General features: G+C 72.3%; 17 protein-coding genes. 6 read left to right on the forward strand and 11 right to left on the reverse strand.

The window, feature by feature from the left end:
* Nucleotides 1–8: 8 nt before the first annotated feature.
* The 9 genes from AB0E88_RS20165 to AB0E88_RS20205 all read right to left on the reverse strand — a co-directional run bounded on the left by AB0E88_RS20165 (nt 9) and on the right by AB0E88_RS20205 (nt 13,902).
* Nucleotides 9–509 carry a hypothetical protein gene (locus AB0E88_RS20165; protein ID WP_361632127.1) on the reverse strand — a complete coding sequence of 167 codons (501 nt, stop codon included), beginning with the start codon at nt 507–509 and terminating at the stop codon, nt 9–11.
* Between the two features lie 119 nt (nt 510–628).
* A complete protein-coding gene (nirD, locus tag AB0E88_RS20170; protein ID WP_361632129.1) occupies nt 629–979 on the reverse strand; it encodes a nitrite reductase small subunit NirD in 351 nt (116 codons plus the stop codon).
* Nucleotides 976–3,540 (reverse strand): nitrite reductase large subunit NirB, encoded by a 2,565-nt coding sequence (nirB, locus tag AB0E88_RS20175; protein ID WP_361632165.1) that lies wholly within the window; start codon nt 3,538–3,540, stop codon nt 976–978. Before nirB ends, nirD begins: the two co-directional genes overlap by 4 nt.
* A gap of 125 nt (nt 3,541–3,665) precedes the next feature.
* Entirely contained in the window at nt 3,666–4,871 is a 1,206-nt protein-coding gene (locus AB0E88_RS20180) for an FAD-dependent oxidoreductase (protein WP_361632131.1), read from the reverse strand.
* Between the two features lie 449 nt (nt 4,872–5,320).
* Nucleotides 5,321–7,552: an FtsX-like permease family protein gene (locus AB0E88_RS20185; RefSeq protein WP_361632133.1), complete on the reverse strand. Its 2,232-nt coding sequence runs from the start codon at nt 7,550–7,552 to the stop codon at nt 5,321–5,323.
* Between the two features lie 53 nt (nt 7,553–7,605).
* Nucleotides 7,606–8,304 carry an ABC transporter ATP-binding protein gene (locus tag AB0E88_RS20190; protein ID WP_361632135.1) on the reverse strand — a complete coding sequence of 233 codons (699 nt, stop codon included), beginning with the start codon at nt 8,302–8,304 and terminating at the stop codon, nt 7,606–7,608.
* A gap of 54 nt (nt 8,305–8,358) precedes the next feature.
* Nucleotides 8,359–8,697 carry a hypothetical protein gene (locus AB0E88_RS20195; RefSeq protein WP_361632137.1) on the reverse strand — a complete coding sequence of 113 codons (339 nt, stop codon included), beginning with the start codon at nt 8,695–8,697 and terminating at the stop codon, nt 8,359–8,361.
* A gap of 649 nt (nt 8,698–9,346) precedes the next feature.
* Nucleotides 9,347–12,040, reverse strand: a complete 2,694-nt coding sequence (gene ppdK, locus AB0E88_RS20200; RefSeq protein WP_361632139.1) for a pyruvate, phosphate dikinase — start codon at nt 12,038–12,040, stop codon at nt 9,347–9,349.
* A 557-nt stretch (nt 12,041–12,597) separates the two neighbouring features.
* The gene (locus AB0E88_RS20205; protein ID WP_361632141.1) at nt 12,598–13,902 is read right to left on the reverse strand and encodes an ROK family protein; all 1,305 of its coding nucleotides are present in this window, start codon (nt 13,900–13,902) and stop codon (nt 12,598–12,600) included.
* A gap of 121 nt (nt 13,903–14,023) precedes the next feature.
* Between AB0E88_RS20205 and AB0E88_RS20210 the strand changes: the two genes are divergently transcribed.
* The 3 genes from AB0E88_RS20210 (at nt 14,024) to AB0E88_RS20220 (ending at nt 19,500) form a co-directional block, all read left to right on the forward strand.
* Complete coding sequence (locus AB0E88_RS20210; protein ID WP_361632143.1) at nt 14,024–15,478, forward strand: hypothetical protein; 1,455 nt, start codon at nt 14,024–14,026, stop codon at nt 15,476–15,478.
* Nucleotides 15,475–17,412: a glycogen debranching N-terminal domain-containing protein gene (locus AB0E88_RS20215; RefSeq protein ID WP_361632145.1), complete on the forward strand. Its 1,938-nt coding sequence runs from the start codon at nt 15,475–15,477 to the stop codon at nt 17,410–17,412. Before AB0E88_RS20210 ends, AB0E88_RS20215 begins: the two co-directional genes overlap by 4 nt.
* A gap of 402 nt (nt 17,413–17,814) precedes the next feature.
* A complete protein-coding gene (locus tag AB0E88_RS20220; protein WP_361632167.1) occupies nt 17,815–19,500 on the forward strand; it encodes a CDP-alcohol phosphatidyltransferase in 1,686 nt (561 codons plus the stop codon).
* A gap of 85 nt (nt 19,501–19,585) precedes the next feature.
* Here AB0E88_RS20220 and dusB read toward each other — a convergent pair whose 3' ends face one another.
* Entirely contained in the window at nt 19,586–20,740 is a 1,155-nt protein-coding gene (gene dusB / locus AB0E88_RS20225; RefSeq protein ID WP_361632147.1) for a tRNA dihydrouridine synthase DusB, read from the reverse strand.
* Between the two features lie 81 nt (nt 20,741–20,821).
* Here dusB and AB0E88_RS20230 point away from each other — a divergent pair, with 81 nt between their 5' ends.
* Entirely contained in the window at nt 20,822–22,273 is a 1,452-nt protein-coding gene (locus AB0E88_RS20230) for an MFS transporter (protein ID WP_361632149.1), read from the forward strand.
* Between the two features lie 73 nt (nt 22,274–22,346).
* Here AB0E88_RS20230 and AB0E88_RS20235 read toward each other — a convergent pair whose 3' ends face one another.
* Nucleotides 22,347–23,237 (reverse strand): helix-turn-helix transcriptional regulator, encoded by an 891-nt coding sequence (locus tag AB0E88_RS20235; protein WP_361632151.1) that lies wholly within the window; start codon nt 23,235–23,237, stop codon nt 22,347–22,349.
* Nucleotides 23,238–23,338: 101 nt separating this feature from the next.
* Between AB0E88_RS20235 and AB0E88_RS20240 the strand changes: the two genes are divergently transcribed.
* Nucleotides 23,339–24,769, forward strand: a complete 1,431-nt coding sequence (locus AB0E88_RS20240) for an MFS transporter (RefSeq protein WP_361632153.1) — start codon at nt 23,339–23,341, stop codon at nt 24,767–24,769.
* A gap of 69 nt (nt 24,770–24,838) precedes the next feature.
* Entirely contained in the window at nt 24,839–25,969 is a 1,131-nt protein-coding gene (locus AB0E88_RS20245) for a serine hydrolase domain-containing protein (protein WP_361632155.1), read from the forward strand.
* Nucleotides 25,970–26,404 lie beyond the last annotated feature (435 nt).

The following is a 26,404-nucleotide window of genomic DNA, read 5'->3' on the forward strand; positions in this document are numbered from 1 at the left end:
AGCCCAATCTAGCCGAGCAGCTTGGCGGCCAGACGGCGCTGCACCGCGGTCAGCCCGCGCACGAGCCATGGCGTCAGCAGCAGGAAGCCGATCCCGCCGACGACCGCGTGGAAGGCCCAGGCCCCGGCGAAGGTGGGCCCGCCCCAGGCGCTCGCGTAGTCGTCACCGGCGCGCAGCGGCCACAGCAGGTTCATCGGCACGAGGGACCAGGCGTAGAACGTGACGGCGGCGGCGAGCAGGTTGAGCGGGGTGGACACCAGGGCGTGCGCGAGGCCGGCCCGGGGACCCGCGGGCAGGTCGGCGCCCAGCAGGCGGCGCAGCAGGGCCCGCTGCCGGGGCCCGGTGGCCACGCCCAGCAGGGCGAGCGGCACACAGACCAGGCCGGCCGGCAGGGCGAGCAGGGCGTAGGCGGTACGCCGCCAGGTCGCGGCCGTGAAGGGTTCGCGGACGACGCGCCACACGAGCGCGGCGGCGGAGTCGGCGGAGTGGGAGCGGTGCGCGAGAGCCATGACGGATGCCTCCGGAGGGGCTGCTGGATGCGGTGCGTCCAGCCTCCCGCCCGAAGGCGCCGCGAACGAGGGTGCTGCCACGGAAGCCGGGGGTTCGGTTCACCCCACCCCCGGGCCGGTCAGCGGGCGCGGACCTCGTACGCCGTCACCCGGACCGTCTCGTCGTCCAGGCACTCCCCCGTCGCCAGGTCGAAGCGCTGCTTGAGCAGCGGGGAGGCGACGAAGGGGCGGCCCTGGTGGGTGCCGGTCAGGCCGCGGGAGAGGACCGCCGCGCCGGTGAACGGGTCGCGGTTGTCCACGGCGTACAGCGTGCCGCTGCGGTCCTGGAAGACGGCCACCTGCCGGCCGTCGGGCAGCAGCGCGGCCACCCCGCGGCCCGGGATCAGGACGCTCAGGTCGCACACCGTGAACCAGTCGTCGCCGAGCTGGAGCTGGACCTTCAGGTCGGTGGTCTCGAGTGCCAGGGTCATCGCTGGGCGCTTCCTTCCAGGACGTCTTCCGGGTCTGCGGTGGGCCGCATGCCGAGGGTCAGCAGGGGCAGGTCGGGCTTGATCTGGTCGCGTTCGGGGACGAAGGCGACCACCGGGTCGGGGGTGTCCGGGGCGTTCACGAAGGACACGAACCGGGCGAGCCTGTCGGGGTCGTTGACGGTCTCGGCCCACTCGTCGCGGTAGTGCGCGACGTGCGCCCGCATCAGCGCCTCCAGCTCGTCGCAGATGCCGAGCGAGTCGTGCACGACCACGTCCCGTACGTGGTCGAGGCCGCCCGGGATGCGCTCCAGCCAGGTGCTGGTGCGCTCCAGGCGGTCGGCGGTGCGGATGTAGAACATCAGGAACCGGTCGATCAGACGGACCAGTTCGGCGTCGGAGAGGTCCTGCGCGAGGAGGTCGGCGTGGCGCGGTGTGGCGCCGCCGTTGCCGCCGACGTACAGGTTCCAGCCGCTGGCGGTGGCGATGACGCCGAAGTCCTTCGACTGGGCCTCGGCGCACTCGCGCTGGCAGCCGGAGACAGCCGACTTCAGCTTGTGCGGGGAGCGCAGGCCCCGGTAGCGCAGCTCCAGGTCGATCGCCATGCGGACGGAGTCCTGCACGCCGTAACGGCACCAGGTGGAGCCCACGCAGGACTTCACCGTGCGCAGCGCCTTGCCGTAGGCGTGCCCGGACTCGAATCCGGCGTCGACCAGACGGGTCCAGATCAGCGGGAGCTGTTCGACACGGGCGCCGAACATGTCGATCCGCTGCCCGCCGGTGATCTTCGTGTAGAGCCCGAAGTCGCGGGCGATCTCCCCGATCACGATGAGCTTCTCCGGGGTGATCTCGCCGCCGGGGATGCGGGGTACGACCGAGTAGGAGCCGTTCTTCTGGAGGTTGGCGAGGAAGTGGTCGTTGCTGTCCTGCAGCGCGGCCTGTTCGCCGTCGAGGACGTAGCCGCTCGCGCCGATCGCCGGGGCGAGGGAGGCGATGATCGAGCCGACGGCGGGCTTGCAGACCTCGCAGCCGTCGCCGCCCCGGGCGCCGTCCCGGCCGTACCGGTCGAGGAGTTCCTGGTAGGAGGGGATGCGCAGGGCGCGGACGATCTCGTACAGCTCCTCGCGGGTCTGCGAGAAGCAGCCGCACAGGCCCTTGTCGACCTCGACGCCGGACGCCTCCAGTTCGGCGGTGACGAGCTGCCCGAGCACCTTGACGCAACTGCCGCAGCCCGTACCGGCCTTGGTGCACTTCTTCACCTCGGGCACGGTGGTGCACTTGTGCTCGGTGACCGCGCCGCGGACGGCGCCCTTGGTGACGTTGTGGCAGGAGCAGATGATGGCGTCGTCGGGCAGCGCGGAGGGTCCGAGCTGGGCGCCCGAGGCGGCGCCGGCGGGCAGCACCAGGGACTCCGGCGCGATGGGCGGGACGGAGCCGGTCAGGGCCCGCAGGGTGCCGTAGGCCTCCGCGTCGCCGACCAGGATACCGCCCAGCAGGGTGCCGTCACGGCCGATGACCAGCTTCTTGTACAGGCCGGCGCGGGAGTCGGAGTAGACGACGTCCAGGCAGTCCCCGGCGGTGCCGTGCGCGTCACCGAAGGACGCCACGTCGACGCCCAGCAGCTTGAGCTTGGTGGACAGGTCGGCACCGGTGAAGGCGGCCTCGTCGCGGGCGATGGTCGCCGCCGCGGTCTCGGCCTGCTCGTACCCCGGCGCGACCAGCCCGTACACCCGCCCGTCGACCGCCTGCGCGCACTCGCCGATCGCGAAGACGTCCGGGTCGGTGACGGTACGGCACTGGGCGTCGACGGTGATGCCTCCGCGCTCCCCGACGGCCAGGCCGCAGTCGCGGGCGAGCTGGTCGCGGGGCCGGACACCGGCGGAGAAGATCACCATGCCGGTGGCGATCTCGGACCCGTCGGACAGCTTCATGCCGGTGACCGCGCCGTCCTCACCGGCGAGGATCTCCTGCGTGCCGACGCCCGTGTGCACGGTGAGCCCCATGTCCTCGATGGTGCGCAGCAGGGCCGCGCCGCCGCCCTCGTCGACCTGCACGGGCATCAGCCGCGGCGCGAACTCCACGATATGCGTCTCGACGCCGAGCCCCTTGAGCGCACCGGCCGCCTCCAGCCCGAGCAGCCCGCCGCCGACGACGGCGCCGCCCGAGACCTTCTGTGCGTACTCCTCGATGGCGAGGAGGTCCTCGATGGTCCGGTAGACGAAACAGCCGGTGGCGTCCTTGCCGGGGACGGGCGGGACGAACGGGTAGGAGCCGGTGGCGAGGACGAGGGTGTCGTAGGCGAAGACCTGCCCGGACCTGGACGTGACCTTCTTCGCCTCGCGGTCGACGGAGACGGCGGGATCGCCGACGTACAGCTCGATGCCGTGCGTGGCGATGAACTCCATGTCGGTGACGGAGAGGTCGTCGGGCGTGCGGCCGGAGAAGTACGAGGTGAGGGCGACGCGGTCGTAGGCGGGACGCGGCTCCTCGCACAGCACGACCACGCGGTGCGTGGCGGTCAGCCCGCGCTCGGCGAGCGCTTCCAGGAAACGCTGACCGACCATGCCGTGGCCGACGAGCACGATGGTGGACACGTCGTCGGGGCCCGCGGGGGCGGCCCCCGTGCGGGTGGCCCGGGGGGCCGCCGTGGGGGTGGCCGGGGTGGTGTCCGGGGTGGTGTCCGTGGACATCAGGAGCCTCCGTCATGGGTGAGCAGGTGGAGCAGGGGGCCGCCGTTCGTCGGGAGCGGCTCTGCTCCCTCCCAGGCGCGGGCGAGCGCGCCGACGGTGCCGAGTTCGCCGACGAGGACCCCGCCGACCAGGCGGTCGTCGCGGACGACGACCTTGCGATAGGTGCCGCGGGTGGCGTCGGCGAGCTGCACGACGTCGTCCCCGGGCAGGGCGACGGTCTCGCCGAACGCGGCGAGGTCGAGACCGGCGAGGGTGAGACGGGTCAGGGAACGGGTGCCGGTGTAGCGGGTGGTGCCGTCCCCGGCGATCACCTCGGCCAGCACGTCGGCCTGTTCGAGGGCGGGAGCGGCGAGACCGTAGACGGTGCCGTCGTGCTCGGCGCAGTCCCCGAGGGCGTGGACACGGGGATCGGAGGTGCGCAGCCGGTCGTCGACGAGGACGCCCCTGTGGACGGTGAGCCCGGCGTCATGGGCGAGCCCGACGCGCGGGTGCACGCCACAGGCCAGGACGACGAGTTCGGCGTCGAGGGCGAACCCGTCGGCCATCTCCACGGAGCGCACGGCGCCGCCGACGCAGCGCACGTCGCGCACCCGGCACTCGGTGTGCACCTCGACGCCGAGGCCGGTCAGGTGCCGCTGGACCAGCGCGGACGCGTTCGGGTCGAGCTGGCGCTCCATGAGCCGTTCGGCCTGCTGGGCGAGGACGACCTGGGCACCGCGGACGGCGAGCGCGCGGGCGGCGGACACGCCGAGCAGCCCGCCCCCGATGACGACGGCCTTCACGCCGGTCCGTACGGCCTTCGACAGCCCGAGGCAGTCGTCGAGCGTACGGAAGGCGTGCACACCGGCGGGGAGTTGGCGATCCGGCGTGAAGAGCCCCCGCAGCGGGGGCAGCACCGAGTTGGAGCCGGTGGCCAGCACCAGCGTGTCGTAGGCGATCGCGGTGCCGTCGGCGCAGCGCACGGTGCGCTCGGCGCGGTCGATGCCGGTGACGCGGGCGCGGACCAGGCCGGCGGGCGCCGGCAGGGCGATCACGTCGGGGCGGTAGCGCCCGGCCAGCACCTCGGCGAGCAGCACCCGGTTGTAGGGCCGGTGCTCCTCCTCGCCGACCAGCGTGGCGGCCACGCCCAGCTCACCGAGCCGCCGGGCGAGACGAACGCCCGCGAGCCCGGCGCCGATCACCACCACACGCGTTTTCGAGGTCATGCCATCGAGCGTGCGGGCCGGGTGTTTCCCACCGGGTTCCCCCCTGTTTCCCACGAGGAACGCTGCCCTCAGCGGGGGCGGGGGGTGGGTGTGAGGGGGTGGGGAGGGTCGGCGGGGGTGGGTAGGGGGCTTGGCGGCGAGGGTGGGTGGAGGGCTCGTCCGGGGTGGTGGCAGGGGGCGGGGGCGTGGGAGTTGACCGGGAGCGGTGTTGGGGGTGCGGGGGTTGATCGGGAGCGGTGTGGGGAGGCGCGGGGCGTGATCGGGGGCGGTGTGAGGGAGCGTAAGTGCCGCGACCCCGGCAGCGGCGCTCCGGCCCGACGGGCCCGGTGACCGCTACGGCGACGGCCGCGCGGTCCCGGTGCACGTGGGCGACCCCGGGTGTTCCTCCCGCCCCGCCCGGGACGGGGTCGGCGACGGGATCACGTGCGAGTGCCCACGGTACGCGGGCCTCAGTCCCGGCGGATCAGCTCGGGGTCGATCCTCCGCCCGATGAGGGGCAAGGACCCGAGCGCGGCCACGAGGACGGCACCGAGGGCGCACCCGATCAGCAGGGGCACCCCGTCCCCGTCCCAGAAGATGTCCCCACCCCCGGTGACGAGATAGCTCGACTCGGCGGCCTTCCCGGCCACGACGGCCAACACGAGCCCAACAGCCAACGGCACGACGACCTGAGCGACCTGCACCCCCCGCAGGGTCCAGGGCCTCGCCCCGAGCAACGCCAGGGCGGTCACCTGCGAACGCCGCTCGACGGCCCGGTCGGCAGACGCGACGAGGTAGGCGGCGACCCCGATGACGAGCCCCAGGACCATGCCGGCGCCGAGGAGCGTCTTGACGATGATCAGTTGCTCCAGCGATTCGACGTTGATGCCGTCCGCCATGACTTCGGCGGTGGGATCGATACCGCCGATTCCGTCGAGGACAGAACGGACTGTTTCGGGACCGGACTCACTGGCCAGGACCAGCGTCGCGCCTTCGGGACGGAAGGCGGCCGGCAGAAAGGACGGGGGCAGAAGAACGTCGCCGCTGTTGACCGATGAGACGCCCGGGGTGTCGTGGAAGCGAATCGTCTGCGCAGGCACCCTCAAGGGCATCACCTTCAGCGCCCCCTCGCCGTTCCTCAGATGGAAGGTGAACGTCTTCCCCGGCTTGCTGTCCTCCCAGATCGGCTGGCGTGGATTGTCCAACAGCGTCGGACGACCGTCCACGCAGCCTTCGACGGCGAAGACGATGTGACGCAACTGACCGCACGTCGCGATCACCACATTGATCGACGGAGGCATATCGGCGTTCGGATCCTCCCAGGACTGGGCCAGAACCGCGTGTCCCCGCACCCCGGGCACGTGCTCAAGAGCGTGCTGCTCTTCCAGACCGATCTCGTTCGTGGACAGCCGGTACGTCTGGATGTCCGAGACGTTTTTGGTGACCTGATCGAATTCGATCAGCACTCCTTGGACGAGGGACGCACTGAACACCAGCAGCACCAGCCCCGTGACTACGCGGAGGGCGCCACCGTATTCCGTCTCGTTGCGGCGCATGGCGAGCCCCAGCGAGATCGAGCTGGTCGAGCGAGCGATGCGTTGTGCGAGGACCCGGGACAGGAAGGGCAGGCTGAGCACAAGCCCCGTTCCGACGAGTACGACGGCGAGAGGCATCAACAGCGACGAAATCTTGGTGTCATTGGGGGCGTGTCCAGTGGCTCCGGCAACGCAATAACCGGTGACGATCCCCAGGCCGGGAACCAGCGGCAGAAGTCCCCATTTGCGTGGAGGCTTCGCTACAGCGCCGCGCCGAACCCCGAGCGGATCAGCTGCTGCCCGCCGAGCACCGATCCGCCCCACGTACCAGGCCAACGCCGGACAGCCCACGAGACAGACGATTAACGTCGCGCCGGGCAACGCACCGTCGGAAGGGAACCACTTGAATCCCGGCAGCCCGATGCGGGAGACGAGTTGGTTGACGACCCAGTACAGCCCCAGACCAAGAACGGCACCAGCCATGGCTGCGGCGACCGTCTCGGCTGCGTTGACGCGCTGGATTCCCTTGCTGCTCATTCCCAGGAGGCGAAGAGCGGCCAGCCGACGCGCTCGCGCCGCGGCCGAGAGCCGAGCACACACTGCGAGGAACACGCCGAGCGGAAGCAGGACGACCCCAGCCATCGCGAAACGCACGATGTTCAGGGCGGAGGGCTCCACCGTGGGGAACCAGGCGTACGACGTGCCGAAGCGCGTCATGCGCGAACCTGCCTTGAGGTCATCCCGTGCGACACCGATGTACGCGTAGAGCTCGTCGGGGCGGGCAAGCCCCGCAGGCGCAATTTGTTCGCGCTCCCTGCCGGGAAGCAGCTGGGACAGGCCTGGCTCTTGGCGGAGCAGCTCGTGCAACCGTGGAGAGACGAAGACCTCGCCCTGCGCCGGAAAGGTGCGCAATCCCGGTGGCGGCGGCACGGGGCCGGTTCCCTTGGCGAGAAAGACACGTGTGAACCTGTGAGAACCGTACGGATCCGTTCTCACGAGTTCCAGAGCCGCCTTGTCGCCGGAGCTGCACACGCTCTTGCCCGCGCAGTCGGGTTGGCGCGCCGCCTGCCGGGCATCCTGGGATTTGAGAATGCCCGGAATGGCAAGAACGAAGGCCAGGCAGCAGACGCCGACCGCACCACCCGCGACCATGAGCAGAAAACGCACTCGGTTTCCACGCCCGCTGCCCAGCAGCAGCCGAAGTCCCAGGAGTAGTTCTTTCATGAGACTTCCCGCTCGCAGGGGGCGAGTTCGCCGTCCCGCATCCGATAACGGCTGTCCGCGCGGGCCGCTACCTCCGGGTCGTGGGTCACCAGTACCACCGCGGTGCCCTGAGACCTGGCGAGTGCGAGGAACTCCTCGAGAACGGCCGTGGCGTTGGCACTGTCAAGTGAGCCCGTGGGCTCATCGGCGAACACGACGGCCGGCTGATGCACCAAGGCTCGCGCCACCGCGACGCGTTGGCCCTGCCCACCGGACACCTGCGACGGACGCCGCTGCTTCACGTCAGCCAGCCCCAGTCGTGAAAGCACGGCCCCGGCTGCGATCAGCGCTTCACCCTTACGTTGTCCGGCAAGGCGCAGTGGCAGGGCGGTGTTCTCCTCCACCGTCAGTTCGGGGAGCAGCTCTCCGTACTGGAACACGAAACCGAACCGTTCGCGACGCAAGGCACTGAGTTCCTCGTCGTCCAGTTCACCGAGGACACGCCCTTCGAATCGAACCTCGCCGCAGGCCACCGGCAGCACCCCGGCAAGGCAGTAAAGGAGCGAGGACTTGCCGGAGCCGCTCTGCCCTGTGATCGCCACGACCTCTCCACGGTGCAGCGAGATGTCCGCGTTTCGCACAGCCACGGTGGCGCCGTAATGGAGTTCGACGCCTTTGGCGGAAAGCACTTCTGTCGTATTGATGATGTTCCCCAATGCCGAGCGAGGAGCCCAGGCGCAGGCGACTGGGCTCGGTAGGTCGATCAGGCCTTAGCGCGCGCTCTTGTTCTCGAAGTGCACGGTCGGGGAACAGTTGTCGGGCTGAAGGCTGCCCTTGTCGCGACACGCACGCATGTAGGCGTTGTGGGTGTAGAGCTGGGCGCCGTCCCAGTTGGAGTTGTGCAGCGAGACCGTCTTGTTCTGCTTGCCGTTGTAGCGGACCCAGCCATGGCCCTCGATACGCACGAGCATGTAGACGTTGTGGCCGTCTTCCTTGTCCGCGTCCTCCAGCTTGCCCTGCCATTCGAAGGCACCATGGTTCTGGAGAGGGCGATTGAAGCGGTACTCCCCGTCGATGAAGCGAACACCCGCCCCCTTGATCAAGGGCAAGTCGTGCCACCCCGGAGTAGCCACCGCGGTGCCTGCCCCCAGGAGAAACACACCCGCCGCCAGAACACCGGCCATTGCCTTCTTCATTGGTCGCCTCTCAGTAGACCGAGGACCACAGCGAACCCCGGCGATCACAGAAGGTAATGGACTGGTAACGTGCTGAATCCTTCACTCATCGGACGACCACCACATCAGGTGATCCTGGCCGTAGCGTCAACGACGAAGCCGAGACGCCAGATCGCGTGCCGGCAGGACGGATACCCGCCCGATCAGAGTGCGGTAGGGCTGGAGGACGGCGCCTCCGCGGACCGTGAGCACGTGGGGGCGAAGAGGACCGTGGGAAGCACGATCAGCTTGGTGAGCACCGGTCGCGGCCACTCCCAGCGCGGTACGGCCGCTCGCCGATACTGCCTCGTCCCAGGCATGGGAAAGGGCGGCACCCCCGCACAAGGGTGCCGCCCTCTCTCCGTGGTCCGGAGCCGTCGCCGATCGGTGAGGGTCGGGTGACAAGCGGCGGCTCCGGGGCTTGCCCGGCCGTCGTGGGCCGGGGCCCGGGTGTGCCCGGCCTTCGTGGGCCGGGGCCCGGGCCTCGGCCGGCCTTGCAGGCCGGGGCGCGTGGGCCCCGCATGGTCCACGCGCCCCGGAGGCATCAGCGGTGGTCGCTGCCCTCCGACTGGGTCGCCGCGCGGCCGGCCTCCAGGCGGGCCACCGGGATGCGGAACGGGGAGCAGGAGACGTAGTCGAGTCCGACCTCGTGGAAGAAGTGGACCGACTCCGGGTCACCGCCGTGCTCACCGCAGACGCCGAGCTTCAGGTCGGGGCGGGTCCGACGGCCCGCCTCGGCCGCCAGTTTCACCAGGGAGCCGACGCCGTCCTTGTCGATCGTCTCGAACGGGCTGACGCCGAAGATGCCCTTCTCCAGGTACGCCGTGAAGAACGACGCCTCGACGTCGTCGCGGCTGAAGCCCCACACCGTCTGGGTCAGGTCGTTCGTGCCGAAGGAGAAGAACTCGGCGGCTTCCGCGATCTGGCCCGCGGTGAGCGCGGCGCGCGGCAGCTCGATCATCGTGCCGATGGCCAGGTGCAGCTCCGTGCCCGTCGCGGCCTGGACCTCCGCGATGACCCGGTCGGCCTCCTCGCGGACGATCTCCAGCTCCTGGACCGTGCCGACGAGCGGGATCATGATCTCGGCGCGCGGGTCGCCCTTGGCGTTCTTGCGCTCCGCGGCCGCCTCGGCGATCGCGCGGACCTGCATCGTGAACAGGCCCGGGATGACCAGACCGAGGCGTACGCCGCGCAGGCCCAGCATCGGGTTCTGCTCGTGCAGGCGGTGCACGGCCTGGAGCAGGCGCAGGTCGTTCTCGTGCGGCTCCTGACGGGACTCCGCCAGGGCCACGCGGACCGACAGCTCCGTGATGTCGGGCAGGAACTCGTGCAGCGGCGGGTCGAGGAGGCGGACCGTGACCGGGAGGCCGTCCATCGCCTCGAAGAGTTCGACGAAGTCCTTCTTCTGCAGGGGCAGGAGGGCCTTGAGGGACGCCTCGCGCTCCTCCTCCGTGTCCGCCAGGATCAGACGCTCGACCAGCTCGCGGCGGTCGCCGAGGAACATGTGTTCCGTGCGGCACAGGCCGATGCCCTGGGCGCCGAAGCGGCGGGCGCGCAGCGCGTCCTCGGCGTTGTCCGCGTTGGCGCGCACCCGCAGGCGGCGCTTGCGGTCGGCGAAGGCCATGATGCGGTGGACGGCCTCGACCAGCTCGTCGGCGTCGTCGGCGCCGGCGTGCATGCGGCCCTCGAAGTACTCGACCACGGGCGACGGGACGACCGGGACCTCACCGAGGTACACCTTGCCGCTGGAGCCGTCGATGGAGATGACGTCGCCTTCCTCGACGACCTGGCCGCCCGGCACGACCATCCGGCGGCGCTTGGTGTCGACCTCCAGCTCCTCCGCGCCGCAGACACAGGTCTTGCCCATGCCGCGCGCGACGACGGCCGCGTGGGAGGTCTTGCCGCCGCGCGAGGTCAGGATGCCCTCGGCGGCGATCATGCCGTCGAGGTCGTCGGGGTTGGTCTCGCGGCGGACCAGGATGACCTTCTCGCCGGAGCGGGACCACTTCACGGCGGTGTAGGAGTCGAAGACGGCCTTGCCGACCGCGGCGCCGGGGGAGGCCGCGATGCCGCGGGCGACCTGGGCGACCTTCGCCTTCTCGTCGAAGCGCGGGAACATCAGCTGGGCGAGCTGGGCGCCGTTGACGCGCTGGAGGGCCTCCGCCTCGTCGATCAGGCCCTGGTCGACGAGCTGGGTGGCGATGCGGAAGGCCGCGGCCGCGGTGCGCTTGCCGACGCGGGTCTGCAGCATCCACAGCTTGCCGCGCTCGATGGTGAACTCGATGTCGCAGAGATCCTTGTAGTGGTTCTCGAGGGTCTCCATGATCTGCATCAGCTCGTCGTACGACTTCTTGTCGAGCTTCTCCAGGTCCGCGAGCGGCACCGTGTTGCGGATGCCGGCGACGACGTCCTCGCCCTGCGCGTTCTGGAGGTAGTCGCCGTAGACGCCCTGGTGGCCGGAGGCGGGGTCGCGGGTGAAGGCGACGCCGGTGCCGGAGTCGGGGCCGAGGTTGCCGAAGACCATCGAGCAGACGTTGACGGCGGTGCCGAGGTCGCCGGGGATGCGCTCCTGGCGGCGGTAGAGCTTGGCGCGGTCGGTGTTCCAGGAGTCGAAGACGGCGCGGATGGCGAGGTCCATCTGCTCGCGCGGGTCCTGCGGGAAGTCCCGGCCGGTCTCCTTCTTCACGATCTTCTTGAAGGTGGTGACCAGCTTCTTCAGCTCGGCGGCCTCCAGCTCGGTGTCGACCGCGACCTTCTTGGCCTCCTTGGCCTTCTCCAGCGCGTCCTCGAAGAGCTCGCCGTCGACGCCGAGGACGGTCTTGCCGAACATCTGGATGAGGCGCCGGTAGGAGTCCCACGCGAAGCGCTCGTCGCCGGCCTGGTCGGCGAGGCCCTTCACGGACTTGTCGGAGAGGCCGATGTTGAGGACGGTGTCCATCATGCCCGGCATGGAGAACTTCGCGCCGGAGCGTACGGAGACCAGGAGCGGGTTGTCGGCCTGGCCGAGCTTCTTGCCCATCCGGCTCTCCAGTGCGTCGAGGTGTGCGCTCACCTCGTCACGCAGTGCCGCCGGCTCCTCACCGCTGTCCAGGTAGACCTTGCAGGCCTCCGTGGTGATGGTGAAGCCGGGCGGGACCGGAAGGCCCAGGTTGGTCATCTCGGCGAGGTTGGCGCCTTTGCCGCCGAGGAGGTCCTTGAGGTCCTTGTTGCCCTCGGTGAAGTCGTAAACGAACTTCACGCCCTCAACACTGTTGCCCGACGCGGGTCGCTGCTGATCTTTGTTTTCCGACACGGGTCTCGACTCCTCGAGGACGCGGTGGCTGCCCTGACGTCGAGGAACATACCCAGATCGAAGGCACCTGGGTACGTCCACTTGCACGTCATGCGCCTGTAACCAGTCGTCCGCCAGCGGATCGAAAGTCAAGGCTTGGCAAGCAACCGAGGCTTTTTGTTTTCACTTCTTGAACGCATCAACACCCGTAGACTGCCACTGCCGCTCACATGAGCGGCTTTCAGCACGTCTGAGTTCGCCCGATGAACGATCAAGCTGTGGCACTCAGTGCCACCCCTTTCAGAAGTGCAATCGCCCAAGATCCGCTCATCTGAGCGCAACCCTTATCAGGGGTGGCGAGAATCACGCTCCCACAGGGGCCGAGATTTCACCATGCGGACGGGTATCCAGGAACGGCCGAGCCGTCACACGCCGGGCGCGCGCAACCTTCACACGCCGGGCGCGCGCAGCCGCTCCACGACCCGCGTCACACGCCCGGCGGCACCCGCGCCCCCGGCCCCGCGTCACACCCCCAGCGCCCGCAACCGCTCCTCCGCCCGCTCCGGCGCGTACAGGTGCTCCACCACCAGCGCGCCCGCGCCCACCAGCGCCGCCCGCTCCCCCAGCCGCGAGGTCACCACTTCCAGATGAGCGGTGGAACGCGGCAGCGCCCGCTGGTACAGCAGCTCCCGTACGCCGGTGACGAACGCGGTGCCCGCCAGGTCACCCGCGATCATCAGCACGCCGGGGTTGAGCAGCGTCACCACCGTCGCCAATACCTCGCCGACCCGGCGCCCCGCCTCCCGCGCCAGTCCCACCGCCTCCGGATGCCCGGCCGCCAGCAGTTCCCGCACGTCCGAGCCGGACGCCGCCGGCACCCCCGCCTCCGCCAGCCGCCGCGCCACGGCACCGCCGCTCGCGACGGCAGCGAGGCAGCCGTAGGAACCGCAGCGGCACAGCGCCCGCTCGCCGTCCGGCACCCGGATGTGCCCGATGTCCCCGGCTCCGCCGTCGACACCCCGGTACACGCAGCCGTCCACCACCACGCCCGCACCGATGCCCGTGGACACCTTGACCAGCGCGAACGCCGCGCAGCCGGGATAGGACGCGCGCTGTTCGCCGTACGCCATCAGGTTCGCGTCGTTGTCGACCAGGACCGGGACCGGCGGCAGGCCGGTGTGGTCGGTGAAGGCTCGGGCGAGGCGGCCCGTTATGTCGTAGCCGTCCCAGCCCGGCATGATCGGCGGCTGCACCACCCGGCCCGACTCGCTGTCCACCGGGCCTGGCACGGCCAGCCCGATGCCGCACACCTGAGCGGCCGGGCGACCGGCCTGCGCCGGCAGCTCGGCGAACCAGCGGCCCAGCTCGCCGAGGACGGCCTCGGGACCGTCGTCGACGGCCAGGGCTCCGGTGCGTTCGGCGAGGATCTCACCGGTCAGGGTCAGCAGCGCCGCCCGGGCGTGCCGGGTGTCGAGGTCGGCCGCGAGGACCAGCGCGTGCTCACCGTCGAACTCGAGGGTGATGGAGGGGCGGCCGCCCAGCGGGGAGTCGACGGGTCCGCCTGCGCCCTCGCGCAGCCAGCCCGCGCGGAACAGCCGGTCCAGGCGCTGGCCGACGGTCGCGCGGGACAGCCCGGTCGCCTGCTGCAGCGCCCCGCGCGTCGTGGCGCGCCCGCTGCGCACCAGCTCGAGCAGGTCCCCGGCGCCCGTGTGCACCGTGCCGCGTCCGGCCCTGCCGGGCCGCACGGCCTCACCGGCACGCCCGGTCCGGCCGGCGTCCGGCTGCCCGCTCCGCCCGGCCCGCCCGGCTTCCGTGGCCCGTCCCGTCATGCCCACACCCCCTTGCGTTTCCCCATCCTGCATTACACAGTGGGTTCTGCGTGTTAAATAGACGTAACCCTAAGTGGTCCCGGCCGGCGCGCTCGGCCGCACGTCTTTCGGGGAGTCCCGAGTGGATCGCACGGCTCAGCTCACCACCCGCCGCACCGAGCGGGACACCGCCCACGATCCCCCACCCGCGCCCGCCGGGCTGCACGGCAGGGCCGCGGCCGTCCTGCACGCCAACTGGACCGGCACCTCCACCGTGCCCTCCCGCACCCTGTATCCGCACCAGTGGTCGTGGGACTCCGCGTTCATCGCGATCGGGCTCAGGCACCTCTCGCCGTTACGGGCGCAGAGGGAGCTGGAGACGCTGCTGGCGGCGCAGTGGGGCGACGGGCGGGTGCCGCACATCGTCTTCAATCCCGCCGTCCCCTTCGACGCGTACTTCCCCAGCCCCGACTTCTGGCGCTCCGCCGGCGCCGGCCGCGCAGCCGGCGCCCCGCGCACCGTACAGACGTCGGGCATCGTGCAGCCACCGGTGCACGCGCTGGCCGCCTGGCTGGTGCACCGGGCCGACCCGGAGCTGTCCCGGGCGCGCGGCTTCCTCGCCGGGCTGTATCCCCGGCTGGCCGCCTGGCACCGGTATCTGCTGCACCGGCGGGACCTGGGCGGCGGCGGGCTGGTGTCCGTGGTGCACCCCTGGGAGCAGGGCATGGACAACAGCCCCTGCTGGGACGCCCCGCTCGCCCGCGTCGCCCCTGCCCCGGCCCGCTCCTTCTGCCGCGCCGACCTCGAGCACTCGGCGGCGCAGGACCGGCCGACCGACCTGGACTACGGGCGGTACGTGCGCCTCGCCGCCGACTACCGGGACCGCGGATACGCCGACGACAAGGGTGACTTCGCCGTCGAGGACCCCGCCTTCAACGCCCTGCTCATCGCCTCCGAGCACGCCCTCGCGCGGATCGCGCACGAGCTGGGCGCGCCCGGCTCGGCCCGCCGGGCGCGCGCCGAGCGGCTGACCGGGGTGCTCGTGGAGCGGCTGTGGGACCCGGCGCGGTCCCAGTTCTTCTGCCGGGACGTCGTCGGCGGCGGGCTGATCGGCGAGCGCGGGGTGTCCGGGCTGATCCCGCTGCTGCTGCCGGCGCTGCCCCGCGAGCAGGCCGCGGCGCTGGTCGCGACGCTCACCGGCCCGCACTTCGGCCTCGGTACCGCCACCCGTCTGGTGCCCAGCTACGACCTGCTCGGCGAGTCCTTCGACCCGCACCGCTACTGGCGGGGCCCGGCCTGGTTCAACACCGGCTGGCTGATCGAGCGCGGACTGAGGACGCACGGCGAGCGGGAGCGGGCCGACGCGCTCGCGCGGGCACTGGTGGCCACCGCCGCCGCGTCCGGTTTCGCCGAGTACGTCGACCCGTACACCGGTGAGCCGTGCGGGACGCCGGACTTCGGCTGGACGGCGGCGCTCACGCTCGACCTGTTGCACGGCGCGCGAGGGCGCTCCACGGGCGCGGGCGTGTCCCTCGGGGCCGGCGAGACGTTCGGAAAGAGCAGCGACAGGGACTCAAGGGGAGGGGACGGGGGATGACCGACCGGCATCATCTGCTCGTGTACGGGGGGACGTTCGCCGCCGTGGGCGACGGCGGCGACATCACCGGGGTGCGCGGCGGGCACGTGCCCGACGGGCTGTTCGTCCGGGACGGGCGGCATCTGAGCCGCTGGCAGCTGACCGTCGACGGCGCGGTGCCCGAGGCGCTGACGCCGGTCGCGGGCGGGGACACCGCGCGCTGTGTGCTGGTGCCGCGCGGCGGCCGCGACGAGCCGCCCGCGTACACGCTGTTCCGGGAGCAGGCCGTCGGGGACGGCTCGTTCGTGGAGGCGCTGCGGGTGGTCGGCAACCGGCCGGTGCCGGTCACGGTCCGGCTGGCGCTGACCGTCGACGCCGACTTCGCCGACCAGTTCGAGCTGCGCTCCGACCACCGCACCTACGCCAAGCTCGGCGTCGTACGCTCCCGGCAAGTGCTCGACGACGGGCTGGAGTTCACCTACCGGCGCGGACAGTGGCGCTCGTGTACGACGGTCACGGCCGACCCGGCGCCGGACGCCGTCGAGGAGACCGGCACGGGCGCGCGGCGGATGGTGTGGACGCTGGACCTGCCGGCGCACGGCACGGCCGAACTGACCCTGCGGGTGATGGCCCGGCCGCACGGCGAGAAGCGGGCGCTGCGCGTGCCGCGCTCCCCGCGGTCGGTCACCGAGCGGCTGCGGGCGGACGAGGAGAGGTTCCTCGAAGGCGTCGCCTTCCCGACCGGCTGGCCGGAGCTGGCGGCGGCCTGCGCGCGCGGCCTCGCCGACCTGGTCGCGCTCCAGGTGCCGGCGCGCGGACCGGACGGTGAGGAGCTGCGGGTGCCCGCGGCGGGCGCGCCCTGGTACCTGACGCTGCTCGGCCGGGACGCCCTGCTCACCTCGCTGTTCGCCCTCCCCTACCGGCCCCGGCCGGCCGCCGACACGCTCCTCGCGCTCGCCGCGACCCAGGCGGGCGAGGAAGGGACGGCGCCGGTCGCCCAGCCGGGCAAGATCGTGCACGAGGTGCGCCACGGGGAGCTGGCCCACTTCGGTCAGGTGCCGTACGCCCGCTACTACGGCTCGGTCGACGCGACCCCGCTCTTCCTGGTCCTGCTCGGCGCGTACGTCGAGCAGACCGGCGACACCGAAGCGGGCCGCCGGCTCCAGCCGCACGCCCGCGCCGCCGTGACCTGGATGCTCGACCACGGCGGCCTCACCTCCCGCGGCTACCTGGTCTACCGCGCCGACCGCGGGGGTCTGGCCAACCAGAACTGGAAGGACTCGCCCGGCGCGATCTGCTCCGCCGACGGCACCCGGCCCGTCGGCCCGGTGACGGCGGCGGGCGCCCAGGGCTACGCCTACGACGCGCTGCGCCGCACGGCGTGGCTGGCGCGCACGGTGTGGCGGGACGAGGCGTACGCGGCACTGCTGGAACAGACCGCCGCGGATCTGCGCGACCGTTTCCAGCGGGACTTCTGGATGCCGGAGCACGACTTCCCGGCGCTGGCCCTGGACGGGGTGGGCCGCCGGGTCGACGCGCTCGCCTCGGACGCCGGGCATCTGCTGTGGTCGGGGCTGCTGGACAAGGAGTACGGCGAGCAGGTCGGCCGGCGTCTGCTGGAGGCGGACTTCTTCTCGGGCTGGGGCGTGCGCACGCTGGCGGCGGGACAGCCGGCGTACCACCCGCTGTCGTACCACCGCGGTTCGGTGTGGCCGCACGACAACGCGGTCATCGCCCTCGGGCTGGCCCGGTACGGGCTGCACGACGAGGCGCGGGCCGTCGCCCGGGGGCTGGTCGACGCGGCGACGGCCGGCGGCCACCGGCTGCCGGAGGTCCTCGCCGGGTACGGGCGGGACACCCATGCGGAGCCGGTGCCGTATCCGCATGCCTGTGTGCGGGAGGCTCGGTCCGCGGCGGCACCGCTCGCTCTGCTCTCGGCTGTGGGGGGTGTTTAAGGGGCCGCGAGCGCGCCGTGGGGGGTTCTGTTGTCCGCGGGGTGCGTGCCACAGGGGTTCTTTGTCCGCGGGTGCGGGTGGTGGGGGCCGGTCGCGCGGTTCCCCGCGGGGCGGTGCGGATCACCACGGCGGGGAACCGCGCGGGGCGGTGCGGATCGCCGCCCCGGTCGGCGCGTACGGCACCGCCTCTCGGGCTGGTTGTGCCGCCCGGCGCGTGCCGGAACCGTTTGCCCGGTGTTTGCCCGGCCCGCGTGAACAGGGCGCCCGGGGCCGCCGTACGGGAGGGTGTCGTCGGCCTGCCGTTGGAAGGATCCCGGGTTGTCTCAGGACACCAGTACGCGCGAGCGGGAGGAGGGCGCCGCGGCGCCCTCGGCCGCCAGGCCCTCCGGCGCCCGCCGCTTCCTGCGCGCCCCGCATCCGCGCGCCCGCCTGGCCCGGTGGCGCGCCCGGCATCCCTCCGCCGCCCGGTGGGTGTCGCTCACCGTCACCGTGCTCGCCGCTCTTCTCGTCCAGGTCGCTCTGGAGATGCCGAACACCCAGGCGGGCTTGCGGCCCTCCGCGTTCGTGCGGTTGCCGGCCGAGGCGATCATCGGGGCGGTCGTCCTGCTGTATCTGCCCCGGCGGGCGCGGATCGTCGCGGCGGCGTTCGCCGGGGCGCTGGTGGGGTGGCTGGCCGTGCTGGACATGCTGGACATCGGCTTCACCGAATACCTGGGCCGGCCGTTCAACATGATCCTGGACTGGGGGCTGTTCGACGACGCCCGCTCGTATGTGGCGGACTCCCTCGGCTCCACGGCGGCGCTCGGCCTCACCGTGGGTGCGATCGCCCTGGTCGTCCTGCTGGTCGTCCTGGTCGCGCTGTCCGCCGTCCGCCTCGGTTCCGTGCTCGCCCGGCACCGGGGGCGCGCGGCCCAGGGGGCGCTGGTCGCCGGGACCGTGTGGATCACGTGCGCCGCGTTCGGGGTGCAGATCGCCGGTGCTCCCCTGGCCACCCGGCACGCGGCGACCGTCGCCGAGGCCCAGGCCCGTACCGTGCGGGACACCGTGCGCGACGAGGCGGCCTTCGGCAAGGAGGCCCGGGCCGACGCCTTCGGGAACACTCCGCCGGCCCAGCTGGTGCCGGATCTGCGCGGCAAGGACGTCATCTTCACGTTCATCGAGAGCTACGGCCGCAGCGCGGTCGAGGACCCGGTCATGGCGCCGGGCGTGGACCGCACCCTCACCGCGAGCACCCAGGCGCTCGCCAGGGCGGGCTTCCACGCGAAGAGCGGCTGGCTGACGTCGGCGACCTACGGCGGCGGCAGCTGGCTCGGCCACTCCACCTTCATGTCCGGCCTGTGGATCAGCAACCAGCAGCGCTACCGCACGGTCATGGCCAGCGACCACCTGAGCCTGACGCAGGCGTTCGCCAAGACCGGCGCGTGGGACACCGTCGGGGTGATGCCGGGCGTGCAGAAGGCCTGGCCGGAGCAGAAGTACTACGGCCTGGACAAGGTCTACAACGCCTTCCAACTGGGCTATCACGGCCCGAAGTTCAGCTGGTCGACCATGCCCGACCAGTTCGCGCTGCAGCAGTTCCAGCAGCGCGAGCACGGCCGTGAGCGCGGCAAGCCGCTGATGTCGGAGATCATCCTGACCTCCAGCCACCAGCCCTGGGCGCCGATCCCTCGCATGGTGGGCTGGGACCAGCTGGGCGACGGCAAGGTCTACGACGCGATCGAGAAGGCGGGCAGGAAGTCCGCGGACGTCATCGCCGACTCCACGGCCTCCCGCGAGGAGTACGGCAAGTCGATCCAGTACTCGGTGACCGCGCTCACCCAGTGGCTGGAGCGCTACGGCACCGACGACACCGTGCTGGTCTTCCTCGGCGACCACCAGCCGATCGCCCGGGTCAGCGGCAACCACGCCAGCCGGGACGTCCCGGTGTCGATCGTCGCCAAGGACCCGAAGGTGCTGGAGAAGGTCTCCGGGTGGGGCTGGACCGACGGGCTGCGGCCCGCGCACACCGCGCCGGTGTGGAAGATGAGCGCCTTCCGCGACCGCTTCCTGACGGCGTACGGGTCCGTGCCCCACCCCTCGGGGAGCTGACCGGCCCCCGTTCCTCGGGGAGCCGGCCGGTCGGCCATCCCTCGGGAGAGCCGGCCGGTCCCCATCCCTCGCGGGAGCCGGCCGGTCAGCCGCCGGAGGTGTCCTGCTCCGCGTCCTCGGTGACGCCCGCGCAGTCGTAGGGGTCCTTCAGCCAGCCGTCGGGCAGCACCACGCGGTTGTTGCCGGAGGTGCGGCCGCGCGGGCCGTCGGCGCCGGCCGGCCAGGGCTGGTCGAGGTCCAGCTCGTCCAGGCCGGAGCGCAGGTCCTCGAGGGTGGAGGTGATCGCGAGGCGCTTGCGCATCTCGGAGCCGACCGCGAAGCCCTTGAGGTACCAGGCGACGTGCTTGCGGAAGTCGATCACACCCTTCGACTCGTCACCGAGCCACTCGCCGAGCAGGGCGGCGTGCCGGACCATCACGTCGGCGACCTCGCGCAGGGCCGGCCGGACGAAGTCCTGGGGCCGGCCCTCGAACGCGGCGACCAGGTCGGCGAAGAGCCACGGCCGGCCCAGGCAGCCGCGGCCGACGACCACGCCGTCGCAGCCGGTCTCGCGGACCATGCGCAGCGCGTCCTCGGCGCACCAGATGTCGCCGTTGCCGAGGACGGGGATCTCCGGCACGTGTTCCTTGAGCCGGGCGATGGCGTCCCAGTCGGCGGTGCCGCCGTAGTGCTGGGCGGTGGTGCGGCCGTGCAGCGCGATGGCGGTGACGCCCTCCTCGACGGCGATACGGCCGGCGTCGAGATAGGTGAGGTGGTCGTCGTCGATGCCCTTGCGCATCTTCATCGTCACCGGCAGGTCGCCCGCACCGCTGACGGCCTCGCGCAGGATGGCCCGCAGCAGGTTCCGCTTGTACGGCAGCGCCGAGCCGCCGCCCTTGCGGGTGACCTTCGGGACCGGGCAGCCGAAGTTCAGGTCGATGTGGTCGGCGAGGTCCTCCTCGACGATCATGCGGACGGCCTTGCCGACGGTGACCGGGTCGACGCCGTACAGCTGGATCGAGCGGGGGCGCTCGCTCTCGTCGAAGCGGATCAGCTGCATGGTCTTGTCGTTGCGCTCGACCAGCGCCCGGGTGGTGATCATCTCGCTGACGAACAGGCCCTTGCCGCCACTGAACTCCCTGCACAGGGTGCGGAAGGGCGCGTTCGTGATACCCGCCATGGGAGCGAGCACCACCGGCGGTGCGACGGGGTGCGGACCGATCTGGAGCGTGGAGTTCACGTCAGTGGTGGGCGTGGGCATGGCCCCATTGTCGCGTACGCCCGTCACGACGACCCAAAGTAATTAGTTAGGCACACTAGCGATAAGGAGTATCCTGGTCACATGCCCGAGCTGAGCCATCGCCGCAGGATGCTCGTGCTCGCGATCTGCTGCATGAGCCTGCTGATCGTGAGCCTCGACGTCACGGCCCTCAACGTCGCCCTGCCCGCCATGCAGCGCGATCTGCACGCGTCGACCTCGGGGCTGCAGTGGACCATCGACGCCTACACCCTGGTCCTGGCCTCCCTGCTGATGCTGGCCGGTTCCACCGCCGACCGCGTCGGCCGCAAGCGGGTCTTCATGGCCGGCCTGGTGGTCTTCACGGCCGGATCGGTGCTGTGCTCCCTCGCGCCGAACCTCGACGCGCTGGTGGCGTTCCGCATGGTGCAGGCGGTCGGCGGGTCGATGCTCAACCCGGTCGCGATGTCGATCATCACCAACACCTTCACCGACCCGCGCGAGCGGGCCCGGGCCATCGGCGTGTGGGGCGCGGTCGTCGGCATCTCCATGGCCGCGGGCCCGATGGTCGCCGGTGTGCTGGTCGAGGCGGTCGGCTGGCGGTCCATCTTCTGGCTCAACCTGCCGGTCGGCCTCGCCGCCCTGCTGCTCACCCTGCGCTACGTCCCCGAGTCCCGCGCCCCGAAGGCGCGCCGCCCCGACCCGGTGGGCCAGGTGCTGGTCATCACCCTGTTCGGCGCCCTGACCTACGCCATCATCGAGGCCCCCGCCGCCGGCCTCGCCTCCGTGCTCCCCTTCGCGGCTCTCGCCGGGGCCGCCCTGCTCGGCCTGCTGTGGTACGAGCCCCGGCGCGACGAGCCCCTCATCGACCTGCGCTTCTTCGGCTCGGCGCCGTTCAGCGGGGCCACCGTGATAGCGATCAGCGCGTTCGCGGCGCTGGGCGGCTTCCTGTTCCTGTCCACGCTGTACCTGCAGAACGTGCGCGGCCTGAGCGCCCTGCACGCCGGCCTGTGGATGCTGCCGATGGCCGTGCCGACCTTCCTGTGCGCCCCGCTGTCCGGGCGGCTGGTCGGCTCGCGCGGTCCGCGGCTGCCGCTGCTGATCGCGGGCGTCGCGATGACCGCGAGCGCGGTGCTGTTCGCCGCGTTCGAGGCCGAGACGGCCGATGTGACGCTCTTCCTGGGGTACGTGCTGTTCGGCATCGGCTTCGGCTTCGTGAACGCGCCGATCACCAACACGGCCGTGTCGGGCATGCCACGGGCGCAGGCCGGGGTGGCCGCGGCGGTCGCCTCCACGAGCCGCCAGCTCGGGCAGACGCTCGGGGTCGCGGTGGTCGGAGCGCTCCTCGCCTCCGGTGTGGGTGCCTCGTCGTACCGGGACGTGTTCGTCTCGGCGGCGCGCCCCGGATGGTGGGTTCTCGTCGGCTGCGGGGCCGCCGTGCTGGTGCTCGGCATCCTGAGCAGTGGGCGCTGGGCGCGGGGGACGGCGTCGCGTACGGCCGAGAGGCTGGAGTCGGACGAGGTGCGGCAGGTCGTGGGGGCTTCGGAGCGGGCCTAGCCGCGGTGGTGCCGGCAGGTCCTAGCCGCGGTGGTGCCGGCAGGTCGCGCCCACGCCGCGGAGCCGCACCGCGTCACGCCGCGCGCCGCCCCGTCAGGGCGTGTTCGTGCAACGTCTCCAGACGCGCCCGCGTCTCGTCGTCCGCGGGGACGTAGGTGACCATGCGGGCGCCGACCTCGGGGCCGAGCCACAGGTCGGTGTGGTCCAGCACCAGGTGACCCACGTACTTGTTGAGGAACTCCTTGCGCTTGGTGCGGTGGGCCACGACCTCGTGGCGGTCCCAGGCCTCGCGGAAATCCGGGGACTGCTCGCGCAGCCGCTTCAGCAGCATCTTCCAGGCGGGTTCGCCCAGGTGGCCGGCCATCGCGGCACGGAAGCGGGCGGCCATCAGCCGCTGCGCCTCCTGAAGGTGCACGATCGAGGACTGCCAGTCGGGGTGGGTGTACGACAGAATCAGGCAGTTGCGGTCCTCGGGCGGTACCGCGTCCAGGTCGCACAGCAGCAGGCCGTAGGTGCGGTTGTAGGCGACGATGTCGTACCGGTCGTTCTGGACGGCCGCCGGGACCGGCTCCAGCTGCTCCAGCAGGGCCCGCACCGCGGGCGTGACCGAGGGACAGCTCTGTGCCGGGCTCGGGTCGACGGCTCCGGCGAGCTGGAAGAGGTGGGCGCGTTCGGTGCCGTCGAGCCGGAGGGTGCGGGCCAGGGAGTCCAGCACCTGCACGGAGACCTGGATGTCGCGGGCCTGCTCCAGCCACGTGTACCAGGTGACGCCGACCGCGGAGAGCTGGGCGACCTCCTCACGGCGCAGGCCGGGGGTGCGGCGCCGGCGGCCGCGGGGCAGGCCGACCTGCTCGGGGGCGAGGCGCTCGCGGCGGCTGCGCAGGAACGCGGCCAGTTCGTGGCGGCGGATCTCGGTGCCGCGCGGGGCGGCGGCGGGCTGCGTCTCCTGGGCCAGCATGGTCATGCTCCCAGGGTGCCGCCTCACGGGGCCCGTTTCCAGGTGGTGCTGGTACCAGGATAAAGACACTCTGGTACCCGTCTCGGGCCGGGCGCAGGCTCGGTGGCGTGACCGAGACCCTCACTCCACGCCCTGTCCGATCCGGCCCTACCACGCCGCCCGCGCTGAGCGGACCCGGACTGTTCGCGGTGCTGCTCGCGGCGGCACTGCCGCTGATCGACTTCTTCATCGTCAACGTCGCCCTGCCCACCATCGGCCGGGACCTGCACGCCGGCGAGTCCGTGCTGGAGCTGGTCGTCGCCGGGTACGGCGTCGCGTACGCCGTGCTGCTCGTCCTCGGCGGCCGGCTGGGCGACCTGTTCGGCCGGCGGCGTCTCTTCCTCGCCGGGATGGCCGCCTTCGGGCTGACGTCGCTCGCGTGCGGGCTCGCCCCGGACGCCTGGACCCTGGTCGCCGCCCGGGTCGCGCAGGGCGCCGCGTCCGCGGCGATGCTGCCGCAGGTGCTGGCCACCATCCAGGCGGCCACGTCCGGGGCGCGCCGCGCCCGCGCGATGGGCCTGTACGGCGCGACCGCCGGCCTGTCCATGGTCGCGGGCCAGATCCTCGGCGGCCTGCTGGTCGCCGCCGACCTGTGGGGCACCGGCTGGCGCTCGGTGTTCCTCGTCAACGTGCCCGTGGTGGTCGTGGGCCTGCTGCTGGCCGCGCGGACGGTGCCCGAGACCCGTTCGCAGCGCCCGGAGCCGGTGGACGGCCCGGGCACGGTACTGCTGGCCGTCGCGCTGCTGACGCTGCTCGCGCCGCTCACCGAGGGGCGGGCGGCGGGCTGGCCGCTGTGGACGTGGCTGTCGCTGGCGGCGTTCCCGGTCGCGGCGGCCGCCTTCTTCGCCGTGGAACGCCGGGCGGACCGGGCCGGCCGCACCCCGCTGGTGCCGCCGAGCCTGTTCGCGCTGGCGTCACTGCGCCGGGGGCTGGTGCTGATCCTGCCGTTCTCGGTCGGGTTCAGCGGATTCATGTTCGTCGTCGCCGTCGCCCTCCAGCAGGGGGCGGGCCTCGGTCCGGTGCCGGCCGGACTGGCGCTGGCCCCGCTGGCCGTGACGTTCTTCTTCACCTCCCTGGCCGGTCCGCGCCTGGTGGCCCGGTTCGGCACCCGGGTCGTCACGGCGGGCGCGGTGCTGCAGGGCACCGGCCTGGCGCTGATCGCCCTGGCGGCCTGGTGGTCGTGGCCGCACCTGGGCGTCGTGGAACTGCTGCCGGGCGGGGCCGTCGCCGGCGTCGGCCAGGCGCTGCAACTGCCCGTGATCTACCGGGTGATCCTCTCCGAGGTGCCGCCCGCGCGGGCCGGCGTCGGCAGCGGGGTGATGACGACGACCCAGCAGGCGGCCCTCGCCCTCGGCGTGGCCACGCTGGGCACCCTCTTCCTGTCGCTGACCCCCGGGACCGGCATGCGGGACGCCCTGGTCACCGTACTGCTGGTCCAGCTGGCCGGGGTGGCCCTGACGGGGCTGCTGAGCCTGCGGCTGCCGCGGACGGTGGGCTGAGCGATGAGTTCCGGTGCCGTCGCCGGTCGTAAGGCCCGTCACGACGCGTCCGCACCGGGAGGCCGGGGAATGAAGAACACGCTGTACGACACACTGCGCCGGCGGGTCGACGACGGCACCGTCCCCGGGGCGGTCGCCCTCGTAGCGCGGGGCGGTGACGTCGAGGTGGTCGCCGTCGGCTCGGCCGACGCCGGTGGCCGCGTCCCGATGATCCGGGAGTCGATCTTCCGTATCGCCTCGCTCACCAAGCCGGTCATGGCCGCGGCGTTGCTGACGCTCGTCGACGAGGGCCGCGTCGCGCTGGACGACCCGATCGCCGAGTGGCTGCCGGAGCTGGCGAAGCCGCGTGTGGTCCGCACGCCGTCGAGCCCCGTCGACGACGTGGTCCCGGCGGACCGCCCCATCACCGTCGAGGACCTGCTGAGCTCGCGCCCCGGCTGGGGGCTCCCGTCGGACTTCTCACTGCCGGCCGCGCAGGCGCTGTTCGAAGTGCAGGATCACGGCCGCCCCTTCCGAAGCTGGCCCGCCCCGGACGAATGGCTGGCCCGGCTCGCCGAGGTGCCGCTGCTGCACCAGCCGGGCGAGGCGTGGCTGTACGGCACGGCGTCCGCCCTGCAAGGCCTGCTGGCCGCCCGGGTCACGGGGCGTACGCTGCCGGAGTTCCTGGCGGAGCGGATCTTCGAGCCGCTGGGGATGAAGGACACCGGCTTCGAGGTCCCGGCCGCGAAACGGGACCGCTTCACCTGGGCCTACGCCCCCTCCGAAGGCGGCGAGCCGAGGCTCGTGGACACCCCGGACGGCGACTTCAGCAGCCTGCCGCGATTCGCCTCGGGCGGCGGCGGGCTGGTCTCCACCGCGGACGACTTGCTGGCCTTCGCCCGCATGCTGCTGGCAGAGGGAGGTGACCTGCTGTCCCCCGCCTCGGTGAGCCGGATGACCAGCAACCATCTCACCGCGGCGCAGCGCGAGAGCGCGACGCTCTTCCTGGAGGGGCAGGGCTGGGGCTACGGCGGCCAGGTCGACGTGGCCCCGCTCGACCCGTGGAACGTCCCCGGCCGCTACGGCTGGATCGGCGGCACCGGCACGACGGCCCACCTGATCCCGGCGACGGACACGGTCACGATCCTGCTGACCCAGGCAGCCATGACCGGCCCGACCTCGACGTCCCTGATGCGGGAGTTCTGGGTGGCCTGCGCGTAGGGCTCCGGCCGGCCGGCAGGACCCCGCCGGCCTGCGGCTGGCCGGTCGGCCGGGAACCGCGCCCCCGGCACTCGGGCCAGGTGCCGCCCCGGCACGGGACAGCAGGTGGGCGGCGCACGCAGGGGGGCGCGGGAGGATCCCGCACGCACGGGGGCACGGAGGACCCCGCACGCACGGGGGCACGGGACGGACCCCGTCCACACGGCGGCACGGGACGGACCCCGTCCGCCACCGACCGGCCCAGGCCGGCCGGCCCGGCGTGGGCGGCGCAGACCGGCAGGCCCAGCCCAGCCGGCCCAGCTCGGCCGGCCGGCACAGATCTTCGGGCCGGTGCCTGGCAGGCGGCGGGGCGAGGCGAGCGGTGCTCGGAGAACTGTGGGGGCGAAGGAGCCCCGGGTCGCGCGGGGGGGGGGCGGGGGGCGGCGCGGGCCCCCC

The sequence above is a fragment of the Streptomyces sp. NPDC028635 genome, assembly GCF_040637635.1.
In the GTDB taxonomy this organism is placed as follows: domain Bacteria; phylum Actinomycetota; class Actinomycetes; order Streptomycetales; family Streptomycetaceae; genus Streptomyces.